The 15,262-nt window shown below is 65.9% G+C and carries 11 protein-coding genes, 1 tRNA gene, 1 pseudogene and 1 riboswitch; of the genes and pseudogenes, 8 read left to right on the top strand and 5 right to left on the bottom strand.

What is annotated here, in order from left to right; translation table 11 throughout:
* The first annotated feature begins 102 nt into the window (after positions 1 to 102).
* From pstC to phoU, 4 genes are all read left to right on the top strand, one after another.
* Positions 103 to 1,062 (top strand): phosphate ABC transporter permease subunit PstC, encoded by a 960-nt coding sequence (gene pstC, locus ISP25_RS00245; protein WP_404611459.1) that lies wholly within the window; start codon positions 103 to 105, stop codon positions 1,060 to 1,062.
* Positions 1,062 to 1,931 (top strand): phosphate ABC transporter permease PstA, encoded by an 870-nt coding sequence (gene pstA, locus ISP25_RS00240; RefSeq protein WP_192160233.1) that lies wholly within the window; start codon positions 1,062 to 1,064, stop codon positions 1,929 to 1,931. Before pstC ends, pstA begins: the two co-directional genes overlap by 1 nt.
* Positions 1,924 to 2,739 (top strand): phosphate ABC transporter ATP-binding protein PstB, encoded by an 816-nt coding sequence (gene pstB / locus ISP25_RS00235; RefSeq protein WP_404611457.1) that lies wholly within the window; start codon positions 1,924 to 1,926, stop codon positions 2,737 to 2,739. Before pstA ends, pstB begins: the two co-directional genes overlap by 8 nt.
* Before the next feature lie 125 nt (positions 2,740 to 2,864).
* Positions 2,865 to 3,596: a phosphate signaling complex protein PhoU gene (gene phoU, locus ISP25_RS00230; RefSeq protein ID WP_192160231.1), complete on the top strand. Its 732-nt coding sequence runs from the start codon at positions 2,865 to 2,867 to the stop codon at positions 3,594 to 3,596.
* 135 nt (positions 3,597 to 3,731) lie between these two features.
* On the opposite strand, the gene ISP25_RS00225 is transcribed toward phoU, so the two are convergent.
* The 3 genes from ISP25_RS00225 to rnr are packed head-to-tail and all read right to left on the bottom strand — an operon-like array spanning position 3,732 to position 7,278.
* A complete protein-coding gene (locus tag ISP25_RS00225; protein ID WP_404611455.1) occupies positions 3,732 to 3,992 on the bottom strand; it encodes a CBU_0592 family membrane protein in 261 nt (86 codons plus the stop codon).
* Positions 3,989 to 4,735: a 23S rRNA (guanosine(2251)-2'-O)-methyltransferase RlmB gene (gene rlmB / locus ISP25_RS00220; RefSeq protein WP_404611453.1), complete on the bottom strand. Its 747-nt coding sequence runs from the start codon at positions 4,733 to 4,735 to the stop codon at positions 3,989 to 3,991. Before rlmB ends, ISP25_RS00225 begins: the two co-directional genes overlap by 4 nt.
* Positions 4,732 to 7,278: a ribonuclease R gene (gene rnr, locus ISP25_RS00215; protein ID WP_404612060.1), complete on the bottom strand. Its 2,547-nt coding sequence runs from the start codon at positions 7,276 to 7,278 to the stop codon at positions 4,732 to 4,734. The genes rlmB and rnr overlap by 4 nt, the downstream gene beginning before the upstream one ends.
* A gap of 160 nt (positions 7,279 to 7,438) precedes the next feature.
* Between rnr and ISP25_RS00210 the strand changes: the two genes are divergently transcribed.
* Both ISP25_RS00210 and ISP25_RS00205 read left to right on the top strand, forming a co-directional pair.
* Positions 7,439 to 7,523 (top strand) — tRNA-Leu (locus tag ISP25_RS00210).
* A 76-nt stretch (positions 7,524 to 7,599) separates the two neighbouring features.
* Positions 7,600 to 8,217: an HAD family hydrolase gene (locus tag ISP25_RS00205; RefSeq protein ID WP_404611451.1), complete on the top strand. Its 618-nt coding sequence runs from the start codon at positions 7,600 to 7,602 to the stop codon at positions 8,215 to 8,217.
* Here the strand turns inward: ISP25_RS00205 and ISP25_RS00200 are convergent.
* A complete protein-coding gene (locus tag ISP25_RS00200; RefSeq protein WP_192160225.1) occupies positions 8,214 to 8,624 on the bottom strand; it encodes a VOC family protein in 411 nt (136 codons plus the stop codon). The genes ISP25_RS00205 and ISP25_RS00200 overlap by 4 nt on opposite strands.
* A 163-nt stretch (positions 8,625 to 8,787) precedes the next feature.
* Positions 8,788 to 8,881: riboswitch (glycine riboswitch) on the top strand.
* Positions 8,882 to 8,916: 35 nt separating this feature from the next.
* Between ISP25_RS00200 and gcvP the strand changes: the two genes are divergently transcribed.
* Entirely contained in the window at positions 8,917 to 11,838 is a 2,922-nt protein-coding gene (gene gcvP / locus ISP25_RS00195; protein ID WP_404611449.1) for an aminomethyl-transferring glycine dehydrogenase, read from the top strand.
* A gap of 192 nt (positions 11,839 to 12,030) precedes the next feature.
* Here gcvP and ISP25_RS00190 read toward each other — a convergent pair whose 3' ends face one another.
* Positions 12,031 to 14,661 carry a M1 family metallopeptidase gene (locus ISP25_RS00190; RefSeq protein WP_404611447.1) on the bottom strand — a complete coding sequence of 877 codons (2,631 nt, stop codon included), beginning with the start codon at positions 14,659 to 14,661 and terminating at the stop codon, positions 12,031 to 12,033.
* A 193-nt stretch (positions 14,662 to 14,854) separates the two neighbouring features.
* Here ISP25_RS00190 and ISP25_RS00185 point away from each other — a divergent pair.
* A pseudogene (locus ISP25_RS00185) lies at positions 14,855 to 15,153 on the top strand (hypothetical protein); the annotation flags it as partial.
* Between the last annotated feature and the right edge of the window lie 109 nt (positions 15,154 to 15,262).

The following is a 15,262-nucleotide window of genomic DNA, read 5'->3' as shown; positions in this document are numbered from 1 at the left end:
ATTCGGGCATGGCGATACGTATCGCCATGCCCGAACCCTCATCCGGCCCTTCGGGCCACCTTCTCCCCAAGGGAGAAGGAGAAACCTCATCGCGAACATCGCATGTCATCGATCCCAGCCACCGACGTCGACCAACGCAGCCGCCGCGACGCGCGCCACGACGCATGGTTCCGCACGCTGCTGAAGTGCTGTGCGCTGCTGGTACTGGCGACCCTGCTCGGCGCCGCGCTGTCCACGCTGTGGGGCGGGCGCGAGGTGTTGTTCAAGGGCGGCTTCCATTTCCTCACCAGCGACACCTGGAATCCGGTCACCGACGACTACGGCGCACTGGCGCCGATCTACGGCACCCTGGTCACCTCGTTGATCGCGCTGGTGCTGGCGGTGCCGGTGAGCTTCGGCATCGCCCTGTTCCTTACCGAGATCGCTCCCAACTGGTTGCGCGGCCCGGTAGCCACTGCCATCGAACTGCTGGCCAGCATCCCGTCGATCATCTACGGCATGTGGGGCCTGTTCGTGTTCGTGCCGTTCATGGCGAACATCGAGCCGGCGCTTTCCGACACGCTGGGCAAGCTGCCGCTGGTCGGCAAGCTGTTCCAAGGCCCGCCGCTGGGCTTGGGCCTGCTCACCGCGGGCATCGTGCTGGCGGTGATGATCCTGCCCTTCATCTGCTCGGTGATGCGCGAGGTGTTCCAGACGGTACCGGTGCGCCTCAAAGAATCCTCCTACGCGCTGGGCTCGACCACCTGGGAAGTGGTGTGGGACATCGTGCTGCCCTACACGCGCTCGGCGGTGATCGGCGGCGTCTTCCTCGGCCTCGGCCGCGCGCTGGGCGAAACGATGGCGGTGACCTTCGTGCTCGGCAACGCCTACGACCTCAGCGGCTCGCTGCTGATGCCCGGCACCTCGATCTCCTCCTCCATCGCCAACGAGTTCAACGAGGCGGTGGGCACGCACCGCTCGGCGCTGGTCGCGCTGGGCTTCCTGCTGTTCGTGGTGACCTTCATCGTGCTGCTGATCGCGCGCCTGATGCTGCGCCGGCTGTCGCGCAAGGAGGGCAACTGATGGCCGCCTCCGTCTACCTGCGCCGTCGCATCGTCAACGTGGTGGCGCTGGTGTTGAGCGCTTGCGCCACCCTGCTGGGCCTGCTGTTCCTGGCGTGGATCCTGTGGACCACACTGAAGAGCGGCCTCGGCGCGATCACTCCGCACCTGTTCACCCGGATCACCGCCTACGCCGACCAGGGCGGCCTGTCCAACGCCATCGTGGGCAGCCTGATCATGGATGTCATGGCGCTGCTGATCTGCGCGCCGATCGGCGTGCTCGCCGGCACCTTCCTCGCCGAATACGCCAACCGCACCCGGCTCGGCGCCACCATCCGCTTCCTCAACGACATCCTGCTGTCGGCACCGTCCATCGTGCTGGGCCTGTTCGTTTACGTGATCGTGGTGCTGCCGATGTCCAGCCTCACGCATGGTTCGGTGTCGTTCTCCGGCCTCGCCGGTTCGGTGGCGCTGGCGCTGATCGGCCTGCCGGTGATCGTGCGCACCACCGACGAAATGCTGCAGCTGGTGCCGGGCACACTGCGCGAGGCCACGCTGTCGCTGGGCATCCCGCAGTGGAAGATGACCATACAGGTGCTGATGCGCGCAGCCACTTCCGGCATCGTCACCGGCGTTCTGCTGGCGCTGGCGCGCCTGGCGGGCGAAACCGCACCGCTGCTGTTCACCGCCTTCGGCAACAACTTCATGACCGTGCATCCGCTGGACAAGATGGAAAGCCTGCCGGTGGCGATCTACCAGTACACCAACGACCCCAGCCCCGACCTGCATGCCATCGCCTGGGCCGGCGCCCTGCTGATCACGCTGTTCGTGCTTGCGCTCAGCCTGCTGACCCGAATGCTGTTCTCCCGCCACAAGGTGCGTTATGACTGACCTCGCCGCGAGTGCCGCGAACGCCACGGCGAACACCGCCGCGGCTTCCGCCACGCGTACCAAGATCGCGGTGCGCGACCTGCACTTCTACTACAACGGTGCCCATGCGCTGAAGGGCGTCGCCATGGATATCCCGGAAAAGCAGGTCACCGCGATCATCGGTCCTTCCGGCTGCGGCAAGTCCACCCTGCTGCGCATCTTCAACCGCATCTACGCGATCTACCCGAAGCTGGAAGCCAAGGGCGAAGTGCTGCTGGACGGCGAGAACATCCTCGACCCGAAGTATTCGATGAACCGCCTGCGCAGCAAGGTCGGCATGGTGTTCCAGAAGCCGGTGCCGTTCCCGATGACCATCTTCGAGAACGTGGCCTACGGCATCCGCCACCACGAAAAACTCGGCAAGGCCGAGATGGCCGAACGCGTGGAGCAGGCGTTGCGCCGCGCCGCACTGTGGGACGAGGTGAAGGACAAGCTCGGCAAGAGCGCGCTCGGCCTCTCCGGCGGCCAGCAGCAACGCCTGTGCATCGCGCGCGGCATCGCGCTGAAGCCCGAGGTACTGCTGCTGGACGAACCCACTTCGGCACTCGACCCCATCGCCACCGGCCGCATCGAGCAGCTGGTGGAGGAACTCAAGCGCGACTACACCATCGTCATCGTCACCCACAATATGCAGCAGGCTGCACGCGTCTCCGACCGCACCGCCTTCATGTACATGGGCGACCTCATCGAGTTCGATGTCACCGAGAAGATCTTTACCAAGCCCTCGAAGAAGCAGACCGAGGATTACATCACCGGGCGGTTCGGCTGATCCATCGAAGCCCTCTCCCTCCGGGAGAGGGTTCGGGAACCCTTGGCACAGCACTCCGCCCGAACCTCATCCGCCCTTCGGGCACCTTCTCCCGGAGGGAGAAGGGAACAACCACGAGGTACACCATGAGCACTGGCAAAGAACACATCATCAAGAGCTACGACGACGAGCTGGCGCGCCTCACCGGCGAGCTGGTGCGCATGGGCGAGCTGGCGGTGAGCCAGCTGGAAGCAGCGATCGACGTGGTGGAACGCCGCGACGAACGCGCCGCCCAGCACGTGGTGGGCAACGACGACGCCATCGACCAGCTCGAACAGGAAATCAGCCACGACGTGGTGCGCCTGCTGGCGCTGCGCGCACCGATGGCGGGCGACCTGCGCAACGTGTTCGCCGCGCTGCGCATCGCCGCCGACATCGAGCGCATCGGCGACTACGCCGCGAACGTGGCCAAGCGCTCCATCCCGCTGTCGATGGCCGCCCCGATCAACCCCACCAGCGGCCTGGCCCACCTCGCTGAACTGGCTGCCGCCGAAGTGCGCGAAGTGCTGCGCGCCCACCGCGACCGCGACGCCGAGCGTGCCTATCAGGTGTGGAAGGACGACGTGGAGCTGGACGACGCCTATACCGGCTACTTCCGCCAGTTGCTCACGTACATGATGGAAGATCCGCGCAACATCACGCCGTGCACGCATCTGCTGTTCATGGCCAAGAACATCGAGCGCATCGGCGACCACGCCACCAATATCGCCGAGAACGTGTGGTACCAGGTCACCGGCGAGCCGCTCACCGCCCAGCGCAACAAGCGCGACCTCACGGCGAACCCGGAAATGCCGAAGCTGGGCGATCGCGGGGACTGAGGCAGGTTCCACAGCCGACTACCGGAATCGTCATGCCGGTGCGGGCCGGCATCCAGGGATTGTGCGGCTCGTACAAGCTGATCGCTGCTGGATGCCGGCCTGCGTCGGCATGACAAGCAATGCGTGCGACGCATTTCAGCGCTCGAGGCGCCTCAGCTTCACCCCACGCGCAATGCCGTAGATGCCAATGGCGATCCATGCCACCTCGAGCAGGAACGCCGACCAGTTGAAGCTGCCGAACGTCAGCGACAGCAGCACGCCGAACGCACCGAAGATATTCATGAGCTGGTAGCCCAGCTTGTTGCCATGCAGCTTGCGGGCCTGCAGCAGGAAGTACGCCAGCAGCACCAGCAGCACGCCGAGGTAGCCGGTCCAGTCGTACCAGTGGAAGGTCATCGCGATGCGCTCCGTTGCCGCAGGGCTTCGAACAATACGACACCGGTAGCCACGGAAACGTTGAGGCTTTCCATCGCGCCCGGCATCGGGATCTTCGCCGTGAAATCGCAGGTCTCGCGCGTGAGCCGGCGCAGGCCTTCGCCTTCGCTGCCCATCACCAGCGCCACCGGCCCCTTGAGGTCGATGCCGTAGATCGACTGGTCAGTATCGCCAGCCAGTCCAGTGATCCACACGCCGGCATCCTTGAGGACGCGCAGCGTGCGCGCGAGGTTGGTCACCGCGATCAACGGCACGCGATCCGCGCCGCCCGCCGAGGCGCGACGCACCACCGGCGTGAGGCCCACGGCGCGATCCTTCGGCACGATCACGGCGGTGACATTGGCCGCCGCCGCACTGCGCAGACAGGCGCCGAGATTATGCGGATCGGTGACGCCGTCCAGCACCAGCACCAGCGCCGAGCCACCCGCCTGCTCCAGCAATTCCGGCAGGTCGCCTTCCGTCGCCATCGCGGGCGCTTCGTACAACGCCGCCACGCCCTGATGGCGCGCTTCGCCGGCAAGCTTGTCGAGCTGCTCGCGCGGGCGATGATGCACCGGGATCTTCAGTGCCTTGGCGCGTTCGGCCAGTTCGTGCACGCGCGGGTTGCGCTGGCCGTTTTCGACCAGCAGCTCGCACACGCGCGCGGCATCGTTGTTCAGTGCGCCATCGACCGGGTTGATGCCGACGATCCAGTGTTCGTTCATTTCCTGCCTTTCGGTTTCGGTGGCCGCGCGGCCGATTTCTTCGTGGCACGCGGCGCTTTCTGTGTGCTCTTGTGCGGCTTGCCGTCGGCCTTCGCCGCGGCAACCTGCCCTGCCGGCTTGCGCGAACGCGCGGCAGCGGGCGGCGGATTATCGCGCGGCGGCGGCACGGTGGGGGACACCGGTTGCTCGCGCCGGCCGAACATGCGGCCAATCGCCTTCGCCGCCTTGCCGACCATGCCCGGCGCCTTGCTGCCGGGCAGCGAATAGCGCTCGCCCGACGCAGCATAATCGTAGGCCCGAGCCACGCGCGTGGGCGGCGTGACGGAAGCGCGCGGTGCGGCCAGCCGGAAGTCGATCTTGCGGTCTTCCAGGCTGGCGCGCAGCACCTGCACCCGCACGTGATCACCCAGCCGGTACTGCGCGCCGCTGCGTTCGCCCTTCAGCATGTGGCGCTGCGGGTCGAAGTGGTAATAGTCGTTGCTGAGCTGACTGATGTGGACGAGGCCGGACACCTTGGATTCGTCCAGTTCCACGAACAGGCCGAACGAGGTAACGCCGGTGACCACGCCCGCGAACTCCTCGCCCACGTGCTTGGCCATCCATGCGCATTTGTAGCGTTCGTCCACGTCGCGCTCGGCTTCCTCGGCACGGCGCTCGCGCTGCGAGCAATGCACCGCCATCGTGGCCATCTGCGCGGGCGTGTATTCGTAGCTGGCCGGTTTGCCGCCGGTGAGCGCGTAGCGGATCGCACGATGCACCAGCAGGTCCGGGTAACGGCGGATCGGCGAGGTGAAATGCGCGTAGGCCGAAAGCGCCAGGCCGAAGTGGCCGCGGTTGTCGGGCTGGTAGGCCGCCATGCTCTGCGCGCGCAGCAGCACGCTCTGGATCAGCTCGCGCTCGGGGCGCTCGGCCACCAGGCGCAGCACATCGGCGAAATCGGCCGGCGTCACCTCTTCCACGGGCGGCATGCGCAGCTTGAACTCGCGCAGGAACTGCTGCAGGTCTTCGTACTTCTCCGCCGGCGGCGGCTCGTGGGCACGGAACAGTGCGGGAATCTTCTTCTTTTCCAGGAAAAGCGCCGCCTGCACATTGGCGGCGATCATGCATTCCTCGATCAGCTTGTGCGCGTCGTTGCGCTCGGTGGCGCCGGCCGACTCCACCTCGCCGCGCTGGTCGAGGCGGAACTTCACTTCCGGAGTCTCGAAGTCGATGGCGCCGCGCTGCTTGCGTTGGGCGGCCATCGCCTTGTACAGCACATGCAGGTTTTCCAGCTGCGGCAGCACGTCGGACACCGCGTCGAGGGCGCCGGGCTCGCGCAGACCCACGGCCTGCCACACCTGGTCGTAGGTGAGCCGCGCGTGCGAACGCATCACCGCCGGATAGAACTTCGACTTCGCTACTTCGCCGTCGGCGTCGACGACCATGTCGCAGACCATGCACAGCCGCTCCACCTTGGGATTGAGCGAGCAGATGCCGTTGGACAGCGTCTCCGGCAGCATGGGCACCACGAAGCCGGGGAAATAGGTGGAGGTGCTGCGCTCGTACGCCTCGCGATCCAGCGCAGTACCCACCGGCACGTAGTGCGACACGTCGGCGATGGCGACGACCAGCCGCCAGCCGCCGCCACGCTTGGGTTCGGCGTATACGGCATCGTCGAAGTCGCGCGCATCCGCACCGTCGATGGTCACCAGCGGCAGCTTGCGCAGGTCGACACGGCCTTCGCGCTCGGCGGCGGTGACCTCGGGCTCCACCTCGGCTGCATCGCGCAATACCTCGGCCGGCCACTCATGCGGCAGGTCGTGGCTGGCGATGGCCATCTCGATCAGCAGCGAAGGTTGCAGGCGTTCGCCCAGCACGGTGCGAATCACGCCCAACGGGCCGCGATGCGGCGTGGGCGGATCGGTGATTTCGGCCACCACGATCTGGCCGGCGCGCGCGCCCTGCGTCTCGCCGGGCGGGATCATCACGTCCTGGTGCAGGCGGCGGTCGTCCGGCGCCACCAGGGTCACGCCGTTCTCCACCACCACGCGGCCCACCAGCCGCGGCGAGCGCCGCTGCAGCACTTCGGCAATCGCGCCCTGGCGACGTCCGCGCCGATCCACGCCGACCACGCTGGCCAGCACGCGATCGCCATGCAGCACGCCGCGCATCTGCTGCGGCGAGAGGTAAAGATCATCGCCACCCTCGTCGGGGCGCAGAAAGCCGTAACCCTCGGCATTGGCCAGCACCACGCCGGGAATCAGGTCGAGCTTCTTCGCCGGCGCATAGCCGCCGCGGCGCCCCAGCAGCAACTGGCCATCGCGCACCATCGCGCCGAGGCGCTTGTGCAGCGCGAACAGGTCGTCGGATTCGTGCAGCGCCAGCACCTCGGCGATGCGCGCCTCGGTGAGCAGTTCGCCGCGCTCCTCCAGCAGGGCGAGGATGGCCTCGCGGCTGGGGATGGGGCGCTCGTAGCGCTGCGCCTCGCGCTCGGCCTGCGGGTCGCGCGTGGCGCCCTTGCGCTTGCCGGCCGGCGGTTTCGCGCTCGCGCGCTTGTCTTGCATGTTCTTGTTGTTCTTCTTGGTCACGAAATTACCTTGTATGGATGGCTGCGCCACGAGCGGCACAACCGAAAAATGGAAAGCGTCAACAAAGTGTTGACAGGAGCTGGGCAGATGCCTAATCTACGCGGCTCACGCAGCCCGAAAGGCACGCGCGACACCTGCCCAGGTGGCGGAATTGGTAGACGCACTAGTTTCAGGTACTAGCGGGTAAAACCGTGGAGGTTCGAGTCCTCTCCTGGGCACCAATTGTAGACGAAGCCCGCAGCGATGCGGGCTTCGTCGTTTTTGCGATTCGCACGCGCCGCAATGGGTGAGCTGCCGATGACGTCCTCGCCGCATGTCCTTGCCTCCCGGCGTCATTGGGTTTTCGATCTCGATGGCACGCTGACCGTCGCCGTGCACGACTTCGCCGCGATCCGCCAGGCTCTGGGCGTTCGCGACCACGAAGACATCCTTGCTCACATCGCCGCACTGCCTGCGCACGAAGCCGATGCGAAGCGCGTGTGGCTGCTTGAGCACGAGCGCGGGCTTGCGGTGGCTTCGCGCCCTGCCATGGGCGCGATCGCACTGGTCCGCTCGCTCGCGGCGCGCGGCTGCCGGCTCGGCATCCTCACCCGCAACCTGCGCGAACTGGCCCTGCTTTCGCTGGAGGCGATTGGCCTGGCCGACTGCTTCGACCCGGCCGACGTGCTGGGCCGCGAAGACGCACCACCGAAGCCCGACCCCGCCGGGCTGCACCGCCTGGCCGAACATTGGGCAATCGATCCTGCCCTGCTGACCATGGTTGGCGACTATGCCTACGACCTGGCTTGTGCCCGCGCTGCCGGCGCACAGGCCGTGCTGGTGAACTTGCCGCTGAACCCATGGCCTGATCTGGCCGACTGGCATTTCGTCGATTGCGGCGACCTGGCTGCGGCACTGGGTGCCACGGCCGGCTAGATATCCGATGCCGGCCCCTTGAGCTCGATCATGTTCCCCTGCGGGTCGTAGCAATAGATCGAAGGCCCTTCGCCACGCGCGCCGTAGCGCATACCCAGCTCGCCGATACGCACGCCATGTGCCTCGAGATGCGCGAGGATCGCCGCTTCGTCGTACTTCTCAACGCGCAGGCAAAGGTGATCCATGTTGTGGCCCTCCCTGCCCGGCGCCGCGCCGCCATGGCGACCCAGCTTGCCCTCCACCCCGACCAGGTCGATCAACGACGCACCGGCGCGCAGCTGCAGCAGGCCGATCTCGTCCTGCCGGCGCTCTTCGCGGCAACCCAGGACATCGCAATAGAAATGCCGCATCGCCTCGACGTCGATGGCGCGCAGCACGACATGGTCGATTTCGCCAATGCGGATCATGGCGGCTCCGGGAAATGGGGAACCCGGAGCATAGCGCTACGCTTGGCCCTCCCCTGTATAATTGCCGGCGAAACGCATGGTGGGAGAAGCGGCCGCTCCACGAGAGCGCACCGCTGCCGAAGGCGCAACGCCCGTAATCGCTCAGGCCCCATACCATCCTGCGCAACAGCACTCTGGAGAGAGCGGTTCGATCCGCCGCCGAAGGGGCACGAGGTTCACGCCTCCAAACTCTCAGGCAAAAGGACAGAGGGGCGCCCGCGTGCGGCATGCACGCAGACTTCGGACGCCCTTCATGAGCCAGAACACTCCCTCCCTGCGCGAGCTGGAAAACCACGACGCCTTCATCGCGCGCCACATCGGCCCCAACGACGCCGAGATCGCGCACATGCTGCGCACCGTCGGCCATGACTCGCTGGAGGCTATGACCGACGCGATCGTGCCCGCGAAGATCAAGTCCGCCGCGCCTCTGGCGTTGCCCGTCGCGATGAGCGAGGTGGAGGCGCTGGCGAAGATCCGTGCCATCGCGGACAAGAACAAGGTGTTCAGGAGCTTCATCGGCCAGGGCTATTACGGCACGCACACGCCCAACGTCATCCTGCGCAACATCCTGGAGAACCCGGCGTGGTACACGGCCTATACGCCGTACCAGGCGGAGATCTCGCAGGGCCGCATGGAAGCGCTGATCAACTTCCAGACCATGTGCGCCGACCTCACCGGCATGGAGATCGCCAACGCCTCGCTGCTGGACGAAGCCACCGCGGCGGCCGAGGCGATGACGCTGGCCAAGCGCTCGGCCAAGGCCAAGGGCAACGTGATCGTGGTGTCCGGCGATGCACATCCGCAGACCATCTCGGTGATGCAGACGCGCGCGGAGCCGCTGGGCTTGACGGTCAAACTGGTCAACTCCGCCGAGGAATGGGACGCCGCGATCGCCGCGGACGACTATTTCGCCGCGCTGATCCAATACCCGGCCAGCAGCGGCTGGTTGATGGACTGGAGCGAAGATGTAGCGAAGGTCCATGCCAAGGGCGCACTGGCCATCTTCGCAAGCGATCTGCTGGCACTGACCCTGCTCAAGCCGCCGGGCGAGATGGGCGCGGACATCGTGATCGGCAACTCGCAGCGCTTCGGCGTGCCGTTCGGCTTCGGCGGCCCGCACGCCGCCTTCATGGCCTGCCGCGATGCATACAAGCGTTCGATGCCGGGTCGCCTGATCGGCGTCTCCATCGACGCCGAAGGCAACAAGGCCTACCGCCTCACCCTGCAGACGCGCGAGCAGCACATCCGTCGCGAGAAGGCCACCAGCAACATCTGCACCGCGCAGGTGCTGCTCGCCGTGATGGCCTCGATGTACGCCGTCTACCACGGCCCGGAAGGACTCACCCGCATCGCCACGCGCGTGGCGCGCCTCGCCGCCATCCTCAGGGCCGGCCTGCAGCAGCTCGGCTTCACCGCCAGCCACCACGAGACCGCGTTCGACACGATCAGCCTGAAGACCGGCGAGCGCACCGACGCCATCGCAGCGCGCGCGGTGGCGCTGGGCGCCAACCTGCGCAAGGCCTGGGGCGAGTACCTGTGCATCTCGCTGGACGAGACCACCACCCGCACCGACATCGAGCTGCTGTGGCGCATCTTCGGCGGCGACGACGCCACGCTGCCCAGCATCGACGCGCTGGACACCAGTGCGCCTTCGCTGATCCCGCAGGCGCTGCGGCGCACCTCGGCCTTCCTCACGCACCCGGTGTTCAACACCCACCACAGCGAGCACGAACTGCTGCGCTATCTGCGTGCGCTGGCCGACAAGGACCTGGCCATGGACCGCACGATGATCCCGTTGGGCTCGTGCACGATGAAGCTCAACGCCACCGCCGAGATGATCCCGGTGACGTGGCCGGAATTCGGCAACATCCATCCGTTCGCGCCCGCCGCGCAGACGCAGGGCTACGAAGAACTGATCGCCGGGCTGGAAGCGCAGCTGGTGGAGATCACCGGCTACGACGCGGTGAGCCTGCAGCCGAACTCGGGCGCTCAAGGCGAATACGCAGGACTGCTGGCGATCCGCGCGTACCACCAGTCGCGCGGCGAAGGCCATCGCGACATCTGCCTGATCCCCGAATCCGCTCACGGCACCAACCCGGCCTCCGCGCAGATGTGCGGCATGCGCGTGGTGGTGACCAAGTGCGACGCCAACGGCAACGTCGACCTGGAAGACATCCGCGTGCAGGCCGAGAAGCATTCGGCCAACCTCGCAGCGATCATGCTCACCTACCCGTCCACCCACGGCGTGTTCGAGGAAGACGTGGTGGCGATCTGCGACATCGTCCACCAGCACGGCGGCCAGGTGTACACCGACGGCGCCAACATGAACGCGCTGGTGGGCGTGGCCAAGCCCGGCAAGTGGGGCTCGGACGTCAGCCATCTCAACCTGCACAAGACCTTCTGCATCCCGCACGGCGGCGGCGGCCCGGGCGTGGGCCCGTGTGCGGTGCGCTCGCACCTCGCACCGTTCCTGCCGGGCGCGCTGGGCAACGACGGCGCGCGCACGCAGGGCACCGGCAACGGCCCGGCGGTCAGCGCCGCCACCTTCGGCAGCGCCTCGATCCTGCCGATCTCGTGGATGTACATCACGCTGATGGGCACGGCGGGCCTGCGCAAGGCCACCCAGGTGGCGCTGCTCAACGCCAACTACATCGCCAAGCGCCTCGCCGCGCACTACCCCACCCTGTACACCGGCCGCAACGGCCTGGTGGCGCACGAGTGCATCCTCGACCTGCGCCCGATCAAGGACGCCACCGGCATCAGCGCGGAAGACGTGGCGAAGCGCCTGATCGATTTCGGCTTCCACGCGCCCACGCTGAGTTTCCCGGTGGCCGGCACGCTGATGGTGGAGCCGACCGAGAGCGAATCGCAGCACGAGCTGGACCGCTTCATCGACGCGATGATCCAGATCCGCGACGAGATCCGCGCCGTGGAGGAAGGCAAGCTGGACCGCGACGACAACCCGCTGCGCCACGCCCCGCACACCGCGTTCGCGGTGAGCGCCAGCGAGTGGACGCACGCCTATCCGCGCGAGCTGGCCGCCTTCCCGCTGCCTTCGCTGAAATTGCAGAAGTACTGGTCGCCGGTGGCCCGCGTCGACAACGTCTACGGCGACAAGAACATCATGTGCGCCTGCATCCCGGTGGATGCGTACAAGGAAGAGATCGAGGCGTAAGTCTGCACATCGCGGCGCAAAGTAAAGCAAGACCCCGCTCCCGGCGGGGTTTTGCTTTTGGGGAACTGCATTCTTGTTGCGCGGCGTCGGTATAGGCCGTCGTTCCCGCGAAAGCGGGAACGACGGCTCAGGCGCGGGGAACACACGATGATGCAAACTTGAAGACCGTCGCAGCCGTTCGCTGCGTCAGCCTCACCATCCGTTCTGCTTCAACCAGGCATCGATCTGCGGCGTCTGCCGTTTCCGTACTTCGGCACCGTGGCGAATGATGTTTATCACTGTATCGGCACTGCTGCGCGCATCGGGCGCGATGTGCGCCGCGGCGAACGCCTGGATGCGGTCGATGATCTTCGGATCGTTCGATCCCCAGGCCAGATCAGGGTAAAACTCTGCACGGTCATTGGGTCCGACCATCGCATCCACCTGCACGCGATGCGCCACCGCAAAATCGAAAGCCAGCTCCGGATGCAGAAAGCTCACGCTGGTGAACATCGCGCTGCCGTTGGTGCCGATCTCCGGGGTCAGTGCCAGATTAAGCGCGCGTGTCGCCAGTCCCTCGTCTTCGGGCAGGGCGAGCATCTCATAGAGCTTCTGCCGTACCAGCAGTGCTCCCTCATTTCTGGCCATGGCCAGAAGCCGATTCCACGTATCCGCATCGGCCTGGCGCGCAACCACGTAGAGCACGTTCTGGCGCAAATCGCCGGAGGATGCTTTCGGCAGGTTGAGAAAGCGCTGCCGTGCTTCGGCGGTGATCCGCGCATCGCCCAAGGTAGCCAGGGCGGCGATCAGCTGCGTACGCAGCACCTTGTACGACGCCCGCTCGCCCGGCTTGGGCAGCCAGCCCACGTGCTCAAACACCGCCTCCAGCCGTGCCGTGGCAAACCGGCGATAGCGCTCACGCGCGGCCGGATCGGTACGAAAATTCGCATCGAATTCGGACAGGTGCCGGGCGACATCCCACCAGAACATGGGGTTGCTGGCAGGCGACGCCGCCTTCACCAGCTCGAACGGCTCGGATACCGGTTGTATGCCGGCCATCGACAAAGCCCAGGCGTTGTCGAACTCGCCCATCTGATCCGTGCGCGAAAGCTTCTGGAAATTCGCATTGATCGCCGCCAGCAGTGGCGGCGAGTACAGGGAATGGTAGTAACCGCTCTGTCCCGCGTTCACCAGCAATGCGCCACAGCCCGGCAGTTTCAGCGTCGCACCGCCCACCACCAGTTGCCGAACCCGCGGCTGCCCGATCACCTGGGCGATCACCGGCACCCGCCAGTGCAACGGTGCTTTGTCCGGCTGGTCCACCGAGAACTCGCCCTGGCTCAACTGCACCGTGGTCTGGCCGTCCTGGCATGTCGCATCGGCCACACGCAGCAGCGGCACACCCGGCTGGGTAGTGAAATCATGCGCGATAGCGGCGACCGGCTCGGTCGTCTCGCCCGCCATGGCCTGCCACAGGTCTTCGGATACGGTATTGCCGTAGGCATGCCGCGCGATATACCGCTGCAGGCCGCGGCGCCAGGCATCTTCGCCGATGTAGCGCTCCAGCATCCCGATCAGCGCCTCGCCCTTGGCATAGGTGATCGAATCGAAGGCCTGCTGGCCTTGCTCGGGCGAAGTGACCGGTTCAATGATCGGATGCGTGGTCTTTTGCGCATCGATGCCCATGACACCTTCGCTGAACCACACGTTGTAGACGTCCTGCTCCCACTCCGGATGCAGCTTGCTGGTGGCGCGCAGGGCCATCCAGTTGGCGAAGCCTTCGTTCAGCCACAAATTGTCCCACCAGCGCATGGTGACCAGGTCGCCGAACCACATATGCGCCATCTCGTGCGCCAGCGTGTTGAATACCGTGCTCTTGTTCATCTCGCTGGAAATGGCCGGATCGAGCAGCATGTAGTCTTCGAACGAGAGGATTGCGCCCCAGTTTTCCATCGCCGCAGTACTGCTACTGCTGCCTGGCGCAAGCACGATATCCAGCTTCGGCAAGGGATAGCGCACACCGAAATAGGCGTTGTATTCGGGCAGGATGGCACGTGCGGATGCGAGCGCGAATTGGCCCTGCGCCACCGCGCTGCGCGGGGCCACCAGGCCGATATCCGTGCCGTCCACCCGGGTGCTGATGCGCTCGAAATCGCCCAGGGCGAAGAACAGCAGATACGTAGACATCGGCGGTGTGACGGCAAAACGCACCCGCTGCAGATCGCTGCCGACATCGTCCTGCGCAGCAACTGGCATATTGCTGACTGCCATTTCGCCCTTCGGCACGATCGCGGTCAATGCAATCGTGGCCTTGTAGGCCGGCTCGTCCCAGCATGGAAAGAAACGCCGCGCATCAGCATTCTCGAACTGGGTGTACAACACGCGCTGCGGGCCCTGCTTGCCCTGGTAATTCACCGCGAACAAGCCGAACGCCTGCGTGTTGACGACGCCGGCATAGTCGATGCTCAGCTGGTAATGGCCCACCGGCAGGCTGGCGGGAAAGGCAAACGTAGCCGTCTGCGCTTTTTTGTCCTGCATGATGCGCGGTGGATCGAAGTGTGCGCGATCAGGGCCGCCGCTCAGCACCGCTCGGGTCAGATCCAGGTCCAGCGCATTGAGCGTGATGTGTGCGGTGGGACGCAGTACATCGAGCGCGATCACCGCTTTGCCGTCGAAACGCATGGCTCGCGCGTGAGGCGTAATGGCGAGATCGTAATGGGTCGGACGCACATCCGTGGGCAGCTGCGTCGTCACCGCCAACGGCTGGGTATCCGCTGCAAGGGCATGACTTGCGCTCAGCAGCATCGCCGCCATCAGCGTCACCATTCCAAACAGCATCCGCATGGCTTTCCCCTGTCATGGACTCTTGCTGTTCGCTCGGCGTCCCATGCCAAGGACGCCTCGCCTCCGCATCATGCTGGCCGGAAAGTAGCACAAGGCAGACGCTCTTCGGCAGCGCATCGATCCCTCCGATCGTGTGGATGTACATCACGCTGATGAGCACAGCAGGCCTGCGCGATGCCACCCAGGTGGCATTGCACCGATCCGGATCTGCGACGAGGTCCGCGCGGTGGAGGAAGGCAAGCTGGACCGCGACGATAACCCGCTGCGCTACGCCCCGCTCACCGCGTTCGCGGTGAGCGCCAGCGAGTGGACCACACCTACCCGCGCGAGCTGGCCGCCTTCCCGCTGCCCTCGCTGAGACTGCAGAAGTGCTGGTCGCCGGTGACCCGCGTCGCCAACGTCTACGGCGACAAGAACATCATGTGCGCCTGCATCCCGGTGGATGCCTACAAGAAAGAAGTCGAGGCGCAAGCGCCTGGCGACAACGCGTAGGAGCGCACCCTGTGCGCGAAACGCTCTTCGCGAAGAACCCGATCGCGCACAGGATGCGCTCCTACGGTATCCGGCCCCGCCCCGTGCGCGGCTTTTTATTGGTGCGGCA

The sequence above is a fragment of the Rhodanobacter hydrolyticus genome, assembly GCF_044904645.1.
This window is presented reverse-complemented; position numbering and strand designations above follow the sequence as displayed.

Coding starts and splice junctions, on each gene's coding strand:
- pstC (WP_404611459.1), top strand. CDS start 103: ATGTCATCGATCCCAGCCACCGACGTCGACCAACGCAGCCGCCGCGAC.
- pstA (WP_192160233.1), top strand. CDS start 1,062: ATGGCCGCCTCCGTCTACCTGCGCCGTCGCATCGTCAACGTGGTGGCG.
- pstB (WP_404611457.1), top strand. CDS start 1,924: ATGACTGACCTCGCCGCGAGTGCCGCGAACGCCACGGCGAACACCGCC.
- phoU (WP_192160231.1), top strand. CDS start 2,865: ATGAGCACTGGCAAAGAACACATCATCAAGAGCTACGACGACGAGCTG.
- ISP25_RS00225 (WP_404611455.1), bottom strand. CDS start 3,992: ATGACCTTCCACTGGTACGACTGGACCGGCTACCTCGGCGTGCTGCTG.
- rlmB (WP_404611453.1), bottom strand. CDS start 4,735: ATGAACGAACACTGGATCGTCGGCATCAACCCGGTCGATGGCGCACTG.
- rnr (WP_404612060.1), bottom strand. CDS start 7,278: ATGCAAGACAAGCGCGCGAGCGCGAAACCGCCGGCCGGCAAGCGCAAG.
- ISP25_RS00205 (WP_404611451.1), top strand. CDS start 7,600: ATGACGTCCTCGCCGCATGTCCTTGCCTCCCGGCGTCATTGGGTTTTC.
- ISP25_RS00200 (WP_192160225.1), bottom strand. CDS start 8,624: ATGATCCGCATTGGCGAAATCGACCATGTCGTGCTGCGCGCCATCGAC.
- gcvP (WP_404611449.1), top strand. CDS start 8,917: ATGAGCCAGAACACTCCCTCCCTGCGCGAGCTGGAAAACCACGACGCC.
- ISP25_RS00190 (WP_404611447.1), bottom strand. CDS start 14,661: ATGCGGATGCTGTTTGGAATGGTGACGCTGATGGCGGCGATGCTGCTG.